The sequence below is a fragment of the Paracraurococcus ruber genome (assembly GCF_004353985.1).
GTDB lineage: Bacteria > Pseudomonadota > Alphaproteobacteria > Acetobacterales > Acetobacteraceae > Paracraurococcus > Paracraurococcus ruber.
Window position 1 is genome coordinate 1 of sequence record NZ_SMOA01000147.1, and the last position, 13,976, is coordinate 13,976.

The window sequence follows — 13,976 nt, forward strand, 5'->3', positions numbered from 1 at the left end:
GCCCTGGCTGCGCCGCGCCGCCGCGCGGCCCTGCCGATGGCCGGGCGGCGGCGGGCCTGGCCGGTCCCCGGGCCGGCGGACCGGCCCGGCCCGGAACGCGGCGCATCCGCGCGCGCAGCATGTCCTCGTCCATCGCTTTCGGATCAGGGGCTCGCGTCCCGTCGGGCTGCGCCGGGCGGCATCGGCGCCCCGGCGGATCGCGGCCCGGATGCCGGCGGCCGCCCCCGGCAACAGGGCTCCGAAGCCTCCCGCAGGCTCGGAAGACGACCAAAATGACCCCGGCGCGTCCCGGGGCCGGATCGCGGGGTTCCCCCGGACCGTTCCGATGCAATAGCCTGTTCCCGCAGAGCGGCCCGACCCGAGAGGCCGCCGCAGGGGGAGGACGAGGCCGATGACGCATCCGCAGCGCAGGACCATCCTGCAGGCCGCCGCCGCGGCGCCGCTGGGCGGGCTTCCCTGGCGCAGCGCCCGGGCCCAGGCGCAGAACACCATCAAGCTCGGCGTGCCGGTGGACCTCTCGGGCATGTACCGCGACGTCACCGGCCAGGTCTCGGTCGCCGCGGTGCGGCAGGCGATCCAGGATTTCGGCCCGCGCGGCTTCAACGTGGAGGTCGTGGCCGCCGACCACCAGAACAAGCCGGATGTCGGCGTCGGCATCACCCGCGCCTGGTTCGACCGGGACGGCGTGGATTGCCTGGTGGATGTCGCCACCTCCTCCGTCGCGCTGGCGGTCAACGACCTGGTGCGGGAGAAGAACAAGGTCCACCTGAACAGCTCGGCCGCCAGCTCCGACCTCACGGGGAAGAACTGCTCCCCCAACATGGTCCACTGGACCTACGACACCTGGATGCTGGCGAACTCGGTCGGCGGCGCCACGGTGCGGGCGGGCGGGGATTCCTGGTTCTTCATCACCGCCGACTATGCCTTCGGCCATGCGCTGGAACGCGACACCACCGGCTTCATCCGGGCGGCCGGCGGGCGCGTGCTGGGCGGCGTGCGCACGCCCTTCCCCGGCACCCAGGACTTCTCATCCTTCCTGCTGCAGGCGCAGGCCAGCCGGGCGAAGGTGATCGGCCTGGCCAATGCGGGCACGGACACCACCAACTGCGTGAAGCAGGCCGCCGAGTTCGGCCTGACGCGCAGCGGGGTGAAGCTCGCCTCCCTGCTGCTGTTCATCACGGAGGTGCACTCGCTCGGCCTGCGGACCGCCGCCGGGCTGATCGTCACGGAAAGCTTCTACTGGGACCTCAACGACCGCACCCGCGCCTTCACGACGCGCCTGCGCAACCTGGTCGGACCCACGCCCGGCATCGCCAGCACCCATGCCGGCACCTATGCCGCCGCGCTGCACTACCTGAAGGCGGTGCAGGACATGGGCGTGGCCGCGGCGAAGGCCAGCGGGGCGGAGGCGGTGGCGCGCATGAAGGCGCTGCCGACCGACGACGACGCCTTCGGCCCCGGCAGCATCCGCGCCGATGGCCGCAAGCTGCACCCGGCCTATCTGTTCGAGGTGAAGCGGCCGGAGGAGAGCCGCGGCCCCTTCGACTACTACAAGCTGCTGCAGACCACGGCGGCGGAGGAGAGCTTCCGGCCGATGGCACAGGGCGGCTGCCCGCTGATCCGCAGCTAGTGTCCTGCCCGCTCCGTTCGCAGCCACTGGCTGCGAACGGAGCGGACCAGCAGGCCACTGAAGGCAAGGCCGAATGTCCTGCCCGCGAAGCTCGCAGCCACTGGCGGCGACCTTCGGCTTCGGGACGCCAGGGGCGCGGCGGCGGGCCTGGCGCCCTACAGCCCGCCGCCATCCACGACGAAGGTCTGCGCCGTCACCATGCGGCTGTCGTCGCTGGCCAGCCAGAGCACCATCCGCGCGATGTCCGGCGGATAGAGCTTCGCCTTCAGGCATTGCCGGTCGAGATTGGCCTGCACCGCCTGCGGCGTCGCCCAGAGCTGTTCCTGGCGTTCGGTGAAGATCCAGCCGGGCACCACGACGTTGCAGCGCACGCCATGCGGCCCCAGGTCGCGCGCCAGGCCGCGGGCCAGGCCATGCACCGCCGCCTTCGCCGTGGTGTAGGCCGGCATGCCGCCCTGCGCCTTCATCCAGGACACGCTGCCGAAGAAGACGATCGAGCCCTGCCGCTGCTCCTGCATCATCGGCGCCACCGCCTGGGCGCAGAAGAACTGGTGGCGCAGGTTGGTGTGCATGCGCTCGTCCCAGTACTCCGGTTCCACCGTCTCCCACCCGTGCCGGTCGTCGCGCGCGGCGTTGTTCACCAGGACGGAGACGGGGCCGAGCTTCGCCCGCACCTCCGCCACCGCGGCGCGCAGCGCGGGGACGTCCCGGAGGTCGCAGGGGATGAAGGCCGCGCCGGTGCGGTCCGCCACCGCGCGCCCCTCCGGCTCGGCGAAGTCGAGGAAGGCGACGCGCGCGCCCTGCGCGGCGAAATGCTCGACGATGCTGGCGCCGATGCCGCTGGCCCCGCCGGTCACCAGCACCACGCGGTCCTGCAGGCTGGGATAGCGGGCGAATGTCTCGCTCATCGGATGCTCCTCCTCCGGCGGTGAACCCCGCGCGCGGGCGGCGGTTTCAGCCTTCGACCGGCGGCAGCACCGGCTGCGCGTCCAGCCAGGTGGTGAACCAGGACAGGCCGAAATGCAGATGCGGCCCCGTGACGCGGCCGGTGGCGCCGATGGCGCCGATGCGCTGCCCGGCCTGCACGCGCTGGCCTTCCACCACATCCACTGCCGAGCAATGGGCATAGAGCGTGTTCACGCCATGCCCATGGTCCAGCACGATCAGCCGGCCGAAGAAGAAGAACTCCGCCGCCAGCGTCACCGTGCCGGCGCAGGCGGCCTGCAGCGGCGTGCCGGTGGGGGCGGCGATGTCGAAGCCGTAATGCGGCTGCCGTGGCTCCCCGTTCAGGATGCGCTGGCTGCCGAAGACGCCGCTGATGCGGCCGCGGGCGGGCAGCACGAAGCCCTCGGCGAAATGGGTCAGCGCGCTGTCGGTGGCGCGGGCGGCGGCCAGGCGCTCGCGCTCGGCCGTGATGCGGCGCAGGGCGTCGGCATCGGGCGTCACCTGCGCCGGCGGCAGGCCGGTGATGCGCTGCACCGGCCAGTCGCGCTTCGCCACCGCCAGGCGCTGGGCCTGCGGCGCGGCGCCGGGCGGCGTGACGGTCAGCACCGCCTCCGGCCCATGGTCGCGGCCGAAGCCGAAGGCGTATTCGCCGCCGGGCCCGACCCGCAGCGGGCGGCCATCCAGCGCCAGGCGGGTGCCGGGCGCGACGCGGCCGGTGACGAGGGCGCCCTGGGCGTGGCTGGCGGCGCGGGCCGGCACTGCGACCAGGAAGGCGAGGAGGTTGCGGCGAAGAAAGACGGGGGAGTGGACTCCCCCGAACCCCCACCTTTTTCTGGGAGTCTGGGTGGTGGCTGTGGAAATGGCGGATTCCGGGAAATGAAGGGGGGTTGGACGCCAAAGGCGTCCAACGGGGGATACCTCCCCCCGTCTTTCCTCCCCGCTCACAGCAGCGCCCCCTGGTCCCCACCCTCGCGCTTCTTCTTCGCCGCCTTCGCCCCGTCGGCCGTCGCGCGCACCTGGCCGTCCGCGAAGGTCAGCACGAGCCTCTCCCCCGCCGGCACCGCGGCGGCGCTGGTCAGCGGCGCGTCCTCGGCGTCCGAGACCAGGGCGAAGCCGCGCGCCAGCACCGCCTGGTAGGAGACGCTCTCCAGCCGCGCCACCAGCCCTTCCAGCCTTGCCCGCCGCTCGCGCACCAGTGCCGCGACCGGGGCGGGGGAAAGCCGCGCCAGGGCCGGCGCCGCCTGCGCCCGCGCCAGGTGGCGCTTCATCGCCGCGCCCGCGCGCTGGTCCAGCAGGCCGAGCGTGGCGCGCCGGGCCGCGATCCCCTCCCGCGGATGCGGCAGGCGCGGGGCGATGCGGGCCAGGATGCCGCGCTTGCGGTCCAGCAGCGCCGGCAGGGCGACGGCCAGGCGCTCGCCCCGGTCCTCCAGCCGCTGCCGCATGGCGCCGAGGATGCCGGGCAGGTCCGGCAGCCCGCGCTCGGCCAGCATCAGCCGGCGGCGGGCGCGGTCCAGCAGGGCGCGGCCCGACTGCAGCAGCCGCGCCTCGGTCTGCGCCAGGTCGGCCAGCAGGTCGGCGCGGGCGGGGATGGCCATCTCCGCCGCCGCGGTCGGCGTGGGCGCGCGGCGGTCGGAGGCGAAGTCGATCAGCGTCGTGTCCGTCTCGTGCCCCACCGCCGAGATCAGCGGGATGGGCGATTCGGCGGCGGCGCGGACCACGATCTCCTCGTTGAAGGCCATCAGGTCCTCGAGGCTGCCGCCGCCGCGCGCCACGATGATCACGTCCGGCCGCGGCACCGGGCCGTCGGCGGGCAGCGCGCCGAAGCCGCGGATGGCGGCGGCGATCTGCTCGGCCGATCCCGTCCCCTGCACGGCCACCGGCCACAGGATCAGCCGGCGCGGGAAGCGGCGGGCGATGGTGGTGCGGATGTCCTGGATGACCGCGCCGCGCTCGCTGGTCACCACGCCGATGACGCGCGGCAGCATGGGCAAAGGCCGCTTGCGGTCCGGCGCGAACAGCCCTTCCTCCAGCAGGCGCAGCCGCAGCTTCTCGATGCGCGCCAGCAGCGCGCCTTCCCCGGCATAGTCCAGCCGGTCGATGACAAGCTGGTATTTCGACCGGTCGGCATAGGTGCCGATCTTGCCGGTGGCGATCACCTCCACGCCGTTCTCCGGCGTCACCGCCAGCCGGGGGACGGAGGTCTTCCAGATCACCGCTTCCAGCTTGGCGTTCTCGTCCTTCAGCGAGAGGTAGATGTGCCCGGACGGATAGCGCTTGAGCTCGGTGATCTCGCCCCGCACCCGCACCCGGCCGAAGGCATTCTCCAGCGTCCGGCGGATGGCGCCGGCAATCTCGGAGACCGCGAATTCCGGGATGTTGGGCGCGGGCCTCTGCCCTTCGGGGCGCGGCGGAGTCGTGTCCATCGCCGGAGGATATGCTAGGCCGCCCGCGGCGGGGAGGGCGTTCCCCGGATGTTTCGGTCGGGGATGCGGCGCATGAATGTCCTGGTGGTCGGCGGGGGCGGGCGGGAGCATGCCCTGTGCTGGGCCCTCTCGGGCTCGCCGCTGCTGACGAAGCTGTGGTGCGCCCCGGGCAATGCCGGCATCGCCGCGGTCGCCGACTGCGTGCCGATCGGCGCCGAGGACATCGCCGGCCTCGTCGCCTTCGCCCGCGACAAGGCCGTGGACCTGGTGGTGGCGGGGCCGGAGGCGTCGCTGACGCTCGGCCTCGCGGATGCCTGCGCCGCCGCCGGGCTGCGCTGCTTCGGGCCGAGTGCCGCCGCCGCGCGGCTCGAGGGCAGCAAGGCCTTCACCAAGGAGGTCGCGGATGCCGCCGGCGTGCCGACCGCCGCCTGGGCCCGGTTTGAGGACCCGGCGGCCGCCCGCGCCCATATCCGCGCGCGGGGCGCGCCGATCGTGGTGAAGGCGGACGGCCTCGCGGCGGGCAAGGGCGTGGTGGTGGCGCAGACGGTCGATGAGGCCGAGGCCGCCATCGCCGACATCATGGAGGACCGGGTGCATGGCGCCGCCGGCGCCAGCGTGGTGATCGAGGACTGCCTGCTGGGCCAGGAGGTGTCCTTCTTCGCCCTCTGCGACGGGGAGACGGCGCTGCCCATGGCGGCGGCGCAGGATCACAAGCGGGTGGGCGATGGCGATACCGGCCCGAACACCGGCGGCATGGGCGCCTATTCCCCGCCGCCGGTCTTCGATGACGCCATGCGGGCCGCGGTGATGGACCGCGTCATCCGCCCGACCCTCGCCGAAATGGCGCGCCGCGGCACGCCCTTCCGCGGCGTGCTCTTCGCCGGGCTGATGGTCACCGAGGCCGGTCCGAAGCTGATCGAGTTCAATGTCCGCTTCGGCGACCCGGAATGCCAGGCGCTGATGCTGCGGCTGCGCAGCGACCTGCTGGCGGCGCTGCTGGCCGCCTGCGACGGCGAGCTGGCCGCCTTCGACCTGCGCTGGGACCCGCGCCCGAGCTTGGTCGTGGTGATGGCGTCGCGCGGCTATCCCGGCGCCTATGCCAAGGGCACGGAAATCCGCGGCCTGGACCACGCCGCCGCCATCCCCGGCGTGCAGGTCTTCCATGCCGGCACGGCCCGGCGGGCGGATGGCGCGGTGGTCGCCACCGGTGGCCGGGTGCTGGGCATCGCCGCCACCGGCGACACGGTGCAGGCGGCGCGCGACGCCGCCTATGCGGCGGTGGCGGCGCTGGACTGGCCGGAAGGCTTCTGCCGCCGCGACATCGCCCACCGCGCGCTGTAGGGCCGGCCCGGCCGGCGGCCCCCCGATGCCGGGCGCCGCCCCGCCGGGATGTCCCTGGCGGCCGCGGCGCTTCCCACGGCATGGATCGCCGCGGCGGCTGGTTGTTGCCACGGCGCGGCATTCCAGGCTCCACGCAATCCGCTGCAAGGCACGCGGCCCGTCCGGGGGTCAACTCGGCAGGCTTCGGCACCCGGCGCAACCGCCGTCCTGGCCGTGGCGAGGCGCAGCCGGTGGAGGGCGTGGATGACGGATATGGTGGTGCGGGCGGCGGGGGCGGACGACCTGGCGGCCATCCTCGGCCTGTGGCGGGACAGCATGGCGCTGCATGCGGCGCAGGATCCCAGCTACAGGCCCGCGCCGACCGGGCCCCGGCACTTCCGCCGCTTCGCCACGGCGCAGATGGCCTCCGACCAGGCCCGCGTGCTGGTCGCGGCGCGCGGCCCGCGCGTCCTCGGCTACGGCATCTGCGTGCTGCGCCGCCGCCCCCTCTACTTCCTGCCGCTGGAGCATGGGCTGATCACCGACCTCGACATCGCCGCCGCGGCGCGCGGCCAGGGCCTGGGCGAGCGCATCCTGGACGGGCTGCTGGCCTGGCTGCGCGCGCGTGGCATCGGCCGGGTGGAGGTCGAGGTGGTGACGGCCAACGAAGGCTCCCGCCGCTTCTGGCGGAAGCACGGCTTCGCGCAACATCACGAGGCGCTGCACCGCGCCCCGTGATGGACCCGCAGGCGCCTGGACTGCGGGCGCCGCCTGCGCGGGCCAGATGTGGCGGCGACGCGCCAAGCGGATCGCGCGCAGGCCGGCGCGGCGGCTGCGCGCCGGGCCGGACGGTCATGCCGGTCCGCATCGATGCCGCCCGGCATCGGCCGCGCAAGCGATCCTGACTGGCCAGGGCCGCCATCGCCGGCCAGGGTTCGCCGCCATCGATGGAGGGACGGGCGGCATGGTGGGCAGGCGGGCATGGATGGCGGGCGTGGCGGCGGCGGCCGGCTGGCGGCCGGCCCGGGCTTCGGGCGGCTTCCCCGCCGGGCTCGGGGACGCGGTCGCGCGGATCGAGGCGGCGAGCGGCGGCCGCCTCGGCCTCGCCGTGCTCGACACCGGCTCCGGCGCCCGCCTGGCGCATCGCGGCGCGGAGCGCTTCCCGCTCTGCAGCACCTTCAAGCTGCTGGCGGCCGCGGCGGTGCTGGCGCGGGTGGATGCGGGGGAGGAATGGCTGGACCGCCTGGTCCGCTTCGGGCGGGAGGCGCTGGTGACCTACTCCCCGGCAACCGAACCCCAGGCGGGCGGGCCGGGCATGACCCTGGCGGCGCTGTGCGAGGCGGCGATGACGCTGTCCGACAACACCGCGGGCAACCTGCTGCTCGCGGCCATCGGCGGGCCGGAGGGGCTCACCGCTTTCGCCCGGCGGCTGGGCGATCCGGCGACGCGGCTCGACCGGATCGAGACCACGCTGAACGAGGCGCGGCCGGGCGACCCGCGCGACACGACGACGCCGGCGGCGATGCTGGCGGACCTGCAGGCGCTGCTGCAGGGCGACGCGCTGTCGCCCGCCGGCCGCGCCCAACTGCTGGCCTGGCTGGAGGGGACGCGCACCGGCGACACGCGCATCCGCGCCGGCCTGCCGGCGGGTTGGCGCTTCGGCGACAAGACCGGCTCGGGCGACAACGGCACCACCAACGATGTCGGGCTGTTCTGGCCGCCCGGCCGGCCGCCGGTGCTCTTCGCCGCCTATCTGACGCAGACGGCGGCGCCGACGGACCAGCGCAATGCCACCCATGCGGCCATCGGCCGGGCGCTGGCCGGCGCGCTGGCCTGAGGACCGAAGCCGGCGGGGCCTGGGCCGCGATCCGACGCGGCCCGCACGCCGCCGGCGCCTGGAGAATCTTCACCCGCTCAGGTGGGATCACCCGAGCGGGTGAAGCTGCTCGTCGATGCAAATGACCGGAGCGGTTGCCGTGGGCCACGGCGAGCGGAAACCGCGCTGATCCGCCGGCCCCCGGTGATCCCGGGCGGGCCCGCCGCCCTCAGGGCTGCGGGCCGTCCGCGGCCGCCTCGGCCGGCTCCCCGGCTCGCGGCACGGGCTGGGCCGGGCCCAGCACTTCCTCCACCGGCCCGTCGGCGATGATGCGGCCGCCATCCAGCCGGATGGCGCGGGTGCACCATTCCCGCACCACCGACATGTCATGGGTGGCCAGCACCAGGATGTCGGCATTGCCGACCAGCTCGGCCAGCTTCTCCCGCGCCCGTTCCATGAAGGCGGCATCGCCGGCCAGGAACCACTCGTCCATCAGCAGGACCTGTGGCTCCATCACCGTCGCCATGGCGAAGGACAGCCGCACCTGCATGCCGGCGGAGTAGTTGCGCACCGGCACGTCGATGAACTCGCCGAGGCCGGAGAAGGCGGCCACGTCCTCGGCCATCGCCTCGCTCTCGCGCTCGCTCAGCCCGCGGAACAGGCCGCGCAGGACGATGTTCTCCCGGCCGGTGGAGGACTGGTCCATCCCCGCCGTCGGGTCGATGAGCGACCCGATCAGCCCCTCCACCTCCAGCCGGCCGCCGACCGGCTCATAGACGCCGGCCAGCGTGCGCAGCAGCGTGGTCTTGCCGGCGCCGTTGTGGCCGACCAGCGCCACCCGCTCCCCGCGGCCGATGTGGAAGTCGAGGTCGCGCAGCGCGGAGACGACGACGCGGTGCGACTCGTCCTCCCGCAGGCGCAGCGGCGACTTGGCCAGCAGGCGCTTCTTCAGCGACCGGGCGCCGAGGTGATAGAGCGGGAATTCGACCGTCAGGCCATCCGCCTGGATATGGGGCACGGGGTCAGACCCAGAAGGCGATGCGGCCGCGGAAGCGGACGAAGAAGGCCAGCGCCACCGCGCCGCAGGCGGCGGTGTAGACCAGGGCGGACAGCCAGACCAGCGCCGGCACCCCGCCTTCGACCAGCGGGCCGCGCACCGTCTCCATCAGCGTGTAGAAGGGGTTCAGCGGCAGCCAGACCGCGGCCGAGCCCAGCAATTCCGGCTTCCACAGCACCGGGGACATGAAGAAGGCCAGCTGCATGACGCTGCCGATGATCGGCGCGATGTCGCGGAAGCGGGCGCAGACCATGCCGAGGAAGAGGGTGACGAAGAAGGCGTTGATCGCCAGCAGCAGCAGGCCGGGGATCAGCTCCAGCGCCTCCCACCCCGGCATGGTGCCGGTGACGAGGAAGATGAGGGCGACCAGCGGCAGGCTGTGCGCGGTGATGATCAGGTTGCGGAAGACGCCGCGCAGGACATGCACGGTGAAGGGCAGCGGCAGCTGCCGGATGATGCCTTCCGAACTGGTCAGCGCCGTGCAGGCATCGGTCACGATCAGCGAGATCATGTTCCAGACGATCAGGCTGACGGCGATGAAGGGCAGGTATTCGGCCAGCGGCAGCTTGAAGAGCGAGGAGTAGAGCAGGCCCAGCCCGACCACCATGACGGCGGTGGACAGGGTCAGCCAGAAGGGGCCGAGGACCGAGCCGCGGTAGCGGTTGCGGATGTCGAGGCGCGCCAGGGCCATCGGCAGCCGCCAGCGGCGCAGGCCGGTGGCCAGGTCGGCGATCGCCGTCTCCCGCCGGCGCGGCAGGGCAGCATCGCTGACATAGACCGGGGCCGCCGGCCGTGCGGTATCCCGGGGGGGCGCCTTCCGGGGCAGGGTCGCGTCCAGCATGGGCGGGGCTATAGACCGGCCGCGCCGGGGCTGCCAGCACCGGCCCTGGAGGACCGGGGAGGGGACCCGGGGGCGGACCGGCGGAGGGCCAGCGGACCGTCCCGCGCGGCTTCCGGCATGGCGCCGGGCGCGCAACGGCGTGCGCCATGTCACATTGCGGGCACCGGCCCACCTTGCCCGACCGATACGCGGGAGATTATCGGTGGATGATCGACCGGCCGCGGCCATCACCGCGATCGGATGGAACGTCCAGGCAGGCGGGGGTTTCCGGTGAACAAGACGGTGACACGACAGGGCGGCGCGGTGCGGTGGGGGCTGGCGGCGCTGCCGGTCGCCCTTGGGCTTGCCCTGGGCGGCTGCACCCCGGGCGTGACCCAGGGCACGGCGGGCGGCGCGGTGACCGGCGCCGCCGGCGGCGGCGCCAGCGTCGGCGCGCAGGACAGCCTGCAGCGCTGCTCCGAGCCGCTGGGCACCCTGGCGGTGGACGACGGCCGGCAGCAGGCCTGGTGGGGCCCCTTCACCCAGGCGACCCGGGTGACGACCATCGAGCCGATGGTCCGGCTGGTGGTGCAGCAGTCCAACTGCTTCGTCATCACCTCCCTCGGCAATGAGCGGATGGAGGACCGGATCGGCCGGATCACCCAGTTCCAGCGCAACAGCGGGGAGTTCCGGGCCGGGTCCAACCAGCAGCGCGGCCAGCGCGTCGCCGCCGACTACTTCCTCGAGCCGGCGATCCTCTTCGCCGGCGCCCCCACGGGCGGCATCGGCGGCGGGCTGGGCGGCTTCGGCGGCGGCTGGGGCGGCCTGGCAGCCGGCATGATCGGCGCCGCCATGCGCACCAGCGCCACCACCGTCACCATGTCGCTCTTCGACATCCGCAGCGGGGTACAGATCGGCGCCTCCGAAGGCTCCTCCACCACCACCGATCTCGGCGCCTCGCTGGCCGGGCTGGGCCTGGGGACCGGGGGCGGCGGCTTCGGCGGCCTGTCCGCCTACCAGCAGACGCCGCAGGGCCAGTCGACGGTCGCCGCCTTCGTGGATGCCTACAACAAGCTGGTGGTCGCGGTGCGCAACTACCGGGCGCAGGAGGTGCGGGGCGGCGCCGGCACCGGCGGCCTGCTGCGCGCCCCGCGCTGAGGCGGCGCGGCATGCGCCCCGCCACCTGGCTGGCGCCGGCGCTGCTCGCGGCGCTCTGCGCCTGCGCGCCGCAGGACCCGGGCCGCAGCGGCTTCGGCCCGGTGGTGCGGGTCTGCGACGCCAGCGGCTGCCGCGACCAGCCTTCGAACCTCGTCACCGCCGAGCTGGGCGACCGACGCGCCACCCCGCCCTCCGACCCCGATGCCTATCGGGGGGAGGATCCGGCGGCGCTGCGGGCGGCGGCCGAGGGCGGCGATGCCAGGGCCGCCTATCTGCTGGGCCAGGCCGAGGAATTCGGCCTGGGCGGCCGGCCGCGCCGGCCGGCCGAGGCCGCCCGCTGGTACGGGCAGGCCGCCGAGGCGGGGAATCCCTGGGCGCAGTTCCGCCTGGCCAACCTGCTGCGGGATGGCGGCGGGGTGCGGCGCGACCCGGCGCGGGCCGCGGCACTGACCGTGCAGTCGGCGCAGGCCGGCAATCCGCTGGCGGCCTACAACCTCGGCATGATGGCGCTGCGCGGCCAGGGCGTGCCGCGCGACCCGAACGAGGCGGCGCGCTGGCTGACCGTGGCGGCGGAGAACGGGGTGCCGGAGGCGCAATACACCCTCGGCACGCTCTACCTGCGCGGGGATGGCGTGCCGCTGCGCCTCTACGAAGGGCTGACCTGGATGCGCCAGGCGGCGCAGGGCGGCAACCCGGCGGCGCAGAAGGCGGTCGGGCGGATCTACATGACCGGCCTCGACACCATGGGGCAGGACCTGCAGGAGGCGCGGACCTGGCTGTCCCTGTCGGCCGGCCGCGGCGACCGCGACTCGCAGCGCTGGCTGCAGGAGATCGCCCGGGCGGAGCGGGAGGAACGGGATTATCGCCGTGCCCTCGCCATGCAGGCGGAGCAGACGCGGGCGATGCTGGCCGCGGTGGCCCTGGCGGCGATCCTGACGCCGCCGCCCGTGACCTACATCCTCTACTGACGCCTCTACTGACGCCGGGTCTGCTGATGCCGGCGGCATGACTGCGCCATGCATGCCGGGCACCCCTCGGGCCCGGCATGCGGACGGGCGCCGCGGCGCAGGCCGCGTCGCCAGGGGTTGCGGCGCACGCCGCGCGGCGATCGAGGGGCCGTCGAGCGGCCACGATCAACGGCCGTCGGCATGGCGCGGCACCGGGGACGGGCGGCCGGTCCGGATGGCCGCATCCGGGCCTGTGACGCCGCCCCCGACCGGGGGCCAGGGCGAGGGTTCAGGGCCAGCGCCAGGGGCGGCGACGCGGGCGGCCTCGTGCGGCCTGCGAGTCGGGCGGCGCGGGGGCCGGTGAGGCACCGCGCCGCAGGACCGCCCCTGCCGGTTTCGGCCGCGGTAAGCCTCGGGTGGCAGAACGGCCCCTGGCCGGGCGGGCCGGCCAGGGCATGGGCTGGGCAAAGCGGATAATCCATTGATTTGACAGGGATTTTTCCAGCCCATGCGGAGCGCTGGCCGGGTCCCGACCGCTGCCGCTGTCGCCCTGCCGCCACAGGCAAGGCTTTCGGTATACAAAGTATTGCGATGCCAACTCGGTCTTGCTCGCGGCCCCTCGATGCGTGTAGGGCTGACCGCCTTACGGACGCATCGCGTCCGCCTGGTCTTCGGGGCAAGCCTGGGGGTCCGCACCGTGGGGACGGCGCGGGTTCCGCAAGGGGGGCAGGCTTCGGGAACCTGGTGGTCCTACACCCGACGGAGCCAAGGGGATGCCCCAGGGGAAATGGACGATGCGCGGGACCGGTCGCGTGGCGCAGGGGCCCGCGGCCCGCGCGTTGCGCCCGGTGGTCGCGTTGTCGGTCCTCGCATTGCTGGCCGCCTGCGGCCAATCGACGCCCACCGCGCCGGGCAAGCACGTGGCCGCCACCTATGGCCAGTACAACCGGCCCAGCAGCTATGACCCGCCGGGGCCGCCGCAGGACCCCTGGGGCCCCTGGATCCGCGAGGCGGCCCGCCGCTTCGACGTGCCGGAGCGCTGGGTGCGGGAGGTGATGCGCCAGGAATCCGGCGGCCGGGTCGGCGCCACCAGCCCGGTGGGCGCCATGGGCCTGATGCAGGTGATGCCCGGCACCTACCGCGAATTGCAGGGGCGCTACGGGCTGGGGAGCGACCCCTACCACCCGTATGACAGCATCATGGCCGGCACGGCCTATATCCGAGAGATGTACGACCTCTACGGCTCGCCCGCCTTCCTGGCCGCCTACAATGCCGGGCCGCGGCGGCTGGAGGACTATCTCTGGAACAGCCGTGGCCTGCCGGCCGAGACGCGGAACTATGTCCGCCGGATCGGCCCGAACATCATCGCCCACCACCCGAGCAAGCGCGTGGCGCCGGAGATCTACGCCGCCGCCGAGATCCCGCTGGACATCCCGCCGGGGCCGCGCCGGATGGACCAGGCGACGATGCTGGCGCTGCGGGAACAGCGGGACGCGCAGAACCCCGGCATCCAGGTGGCGCAGCTGCCGCCCGGACCGGTGGTGCGCATGGACCCCATCCCGAACCCGCCGGAAGGCCCGGTGCCGGACCGCGTCCAGGTCGCGTCGCTGTCCGGCGGCCCCGTGGTCCGCATGGACCCCATCCCGGATGGCAGCACCTATGCCGCGCCGCCGATGGCCCGGGGCGAGGTGGTGCGGATGGACCCCATCCCGAACCCGCCCGAGCCGCAGGCGCCGCCCGCGCTGGCCGCGCCCCGCCCCGGGACCGGTTCCGCCCTCACCGCCAGGCTGCCGGCGCCGCAGCCGCGCAGCCAGGTGGCGTCGCTGGTGCCGGCCGCCCAGGCCCGGCCGGCCGCGCCCC

At 74.3% G+C, this 13,976-nt stretch carries 12 protein-coding genes; 7 read left to right on the forward strand and 5 right to left on the reverse strand.

What is annotated here, in order from left to right; translation table 11 throughout:
• The first annotated feature begins 391 nt into the window (after positions 1-391).
• Entirely contained in the window at positions 392-1,630 is a 1,239-nt protein-coding gene (locus E2C05_RS20945; protein ID WP_133221605.1) for an ABC transporter substrate-binding protein, read from the forward strand.
• A 155-nt stretch (positions 1,631-1,785) separates the two neighbouring features.
• On the opposite strand, the gene E2C05_RS20950 is transcribed toward E2C05_RS20945, so the two are convergent.
• The 3 genes from E2C05_RS20950 to xseA form a co-directional block, all read right to left on the reverse strand.
• A complete protein-coding gene (locus E2C05_RS20950; protein WP_133221606.1) occupies positions 1,786-2,538 on the reverse strand; it encodes an SDR family NAD(P)-dependent oxidoreductase in 753 nt (250 codons plus the stop codon).
• 46 nt (positions 2,539-2,584) lie between these two features.
• Positions 2,585-3,334 (reverse strand): M23 family metallopeptidase, encoded by a 750-nt coding sequence (locus E2C05_RS20955; RefSeq protein ID WP_240046813.1) that lies wholly within the window; start codon positions 3,332-3,334, stop codon positions 2,585-2,587.
• Between the two features lie 182 nt (positions 3,335-3,516).
• The gene (xseA, locus tag E2C05_RS20960; RefSeq protein ID WP_133221607.1) at positions 3,517-4,998 is read right to left on the reverse strand and encodes an exodeoxyribonuclease VII large subunit; all 1,482 of its coding nucleotides are present in this window, start codon (positions 4,996-4,998) and stop codon (positions 3,517-3,519) included.
• Between the two features lie 72 nt (positions 4,999-5,070).
• Between xseA and purD the strand changes: the two genes are divergently transcribed.
• The 3 genes from purD to bla all read left to right on the forward strand — a co-directional run bounded on the left by purD (position 5,071) and on the right by bla (position 8,155).
• Positions 5,071-6,339 (forward strand): phosphoribosylamine--glycine ligase, encoded by a 1,269-nt coding sequence (gene purD / locus E2C05_RS20965; RefSeq protein WP_133221608.1) that lies wholly within the window; start codon positions 5,071-5,073, stop codon positions 6,337-6,339.
• A gap of 243 nt (positions 6,340-6,582) precedes the next feature.
• Positions 6,583-7,056 carry a GNAT family N-acetyltransferase gene (locus tag E2C05_RS20970; RefSeq protein ID WP_158292268.1) on the forward strand — a complete coding sequence of 158 codons (474 nt, stop codon included), beginning with the start codon at positions 6,583-6,585 and terminating at the stop codon, positions 7,054-7,056.
• Positions 7,057-7,303: 247 nt separating this feature from the next.
• Positions 7,304-8,155 carry a class A beta-lactamase gene (bla, locus tag E2C05_RS20975; protein WP_240046814.1) on the forward strand — a complete coding sequence of 284 codons (852 nt, stop codon included), beginning with the start codon at positions 7,304-7,306 and terminating at the stop codon, positions 8,153-8,155.
• 208 nt (positions 8,156-8,363) lie between these two features.
• Here the strand turns inward: bla and E2C05_RS20980 are convergent, their stop codons facing one another.
• Both E2C05_RS20980 and E2C05_RS20985 read right to left on the reverse strand, forming a co-directional pair.
• Positions 8,364-9,152 carry an ABC transporter ATP-binding protein gene (locus E2C05_RS20980; protein WP_133221611.1) on the reverse strand — a complete coding sequence of 263 codons (789 nt, stop codon included), beginning with the start codon at positions 9,150-9,152 and terminating at the stop codon, positions 8,364-8,366.
• A gap of 4 nt (positions 9,153-9,156) precedes the next feature.
• The gene (locus E2C05_RS20985; RefSeq protein ID WP_133221612.1) at positions 9,157-10,032 is read right to left on the reverse strand and encodes an ABC transporter permease; all 876 of its coding nucleotides are present in this window, start codon (positions 10,030-10,032) and stop codon (positions 9,157-9,159) included.
• 270 nt (positions 10,033-10,302) lie between these two features.
• Here E2C05_RS20985 and E2C05_RS20990 point away from each other — a divergent pair, with 270 nt between their 5' ends.
• The 3 genes from E2C05_RS20990 to E2C05_RS34260 all read left to right on the forward strand — a co-directional run.
• Positions 10,303-11,169, forward strand: coding sequence for a hypothetical protein (locus E2C05_RS20990; protein WP_200306410.1), 867 nt, complete (start codon positions 10,303-10,305; stop codon positions 11,167-11,169).
• A gap of 11 nt (positions 11,170-11,180) precedes the next feature.
• Positions 11,181-12,137, forward strand: coding sequence for a tetratricopeptide repeat protein (locus E2C05_RS20995; protein WP_133221613.1), 957 nt, complete (start codon positions 11,181-11,183; stop codon positions 12,135-12,137).
• Between the two features lie 773 nt (positions 12,138-12,910).
• Positions 12,911-13,976 (forward strand): lytic transglycosylase domain-containing protein (locus tag E2C05_RS34260; protein WP_240046815.1); only part of this gene is annotated, 1,066 nt, incomplete at its 3' end.

Coding starts and splice junctions, on each gene's coding strand:
- E2C05_RS20945 (WP_133221605.1), top strand. CDS start 392: ATGACGCATCCGCAGCGCAGGACCATCCTGCAGGCCGCCGCCGCGGCG.
- E2C05_RS20950 (WP_133221606.1), bottom strand. CDS start 2,538: ATGAGCGAGACATTCGCCCGCTATCCCAGCCTGCAGGACCGCGTGGTG.
- xseA (WP_133221607.1), bottom strand. CDS start 4,998: ATGGACACGACTCCGCCGCGCCCCGAAGGGCAGAGGCCCGCGCCCAAC.
- purD (WP_133221608.1), top strand. CDS start 5,071: ATGAATGTCCTGGTGGTCGGCGGGGGCGGGCGGGAGCATGCCCTGTGC.
- E2C05_RS20970 (WP_158292268.1), top strand. CDS start 6,583: ATGACGGATATGGTGGTGCGGGCGGCGGGGGCGGACGACCTGGCGGCC.
- bla (WP_240046814.1), top strand. CDS start 7,304: ATGGCGGGCGTGGCGGCGGCGGCCGGCTGGCGGCCGGCCCGGGCTTCG.
- E2C05_RS20985 (WP_133221612.1), bottom strand. CDS start 10,032: ATGCTGGACGCGACCCTGCCCCGGAAGGCGCCCCCCCGGGATACCGCA.
- E2C05_RS20995 (WP_133221613.1), top strand. CDS start 11,181: ATGCGCCCCGCCACCTGGCTGGCGCCGGCGCTGCTCGCGGCGCTCTGC.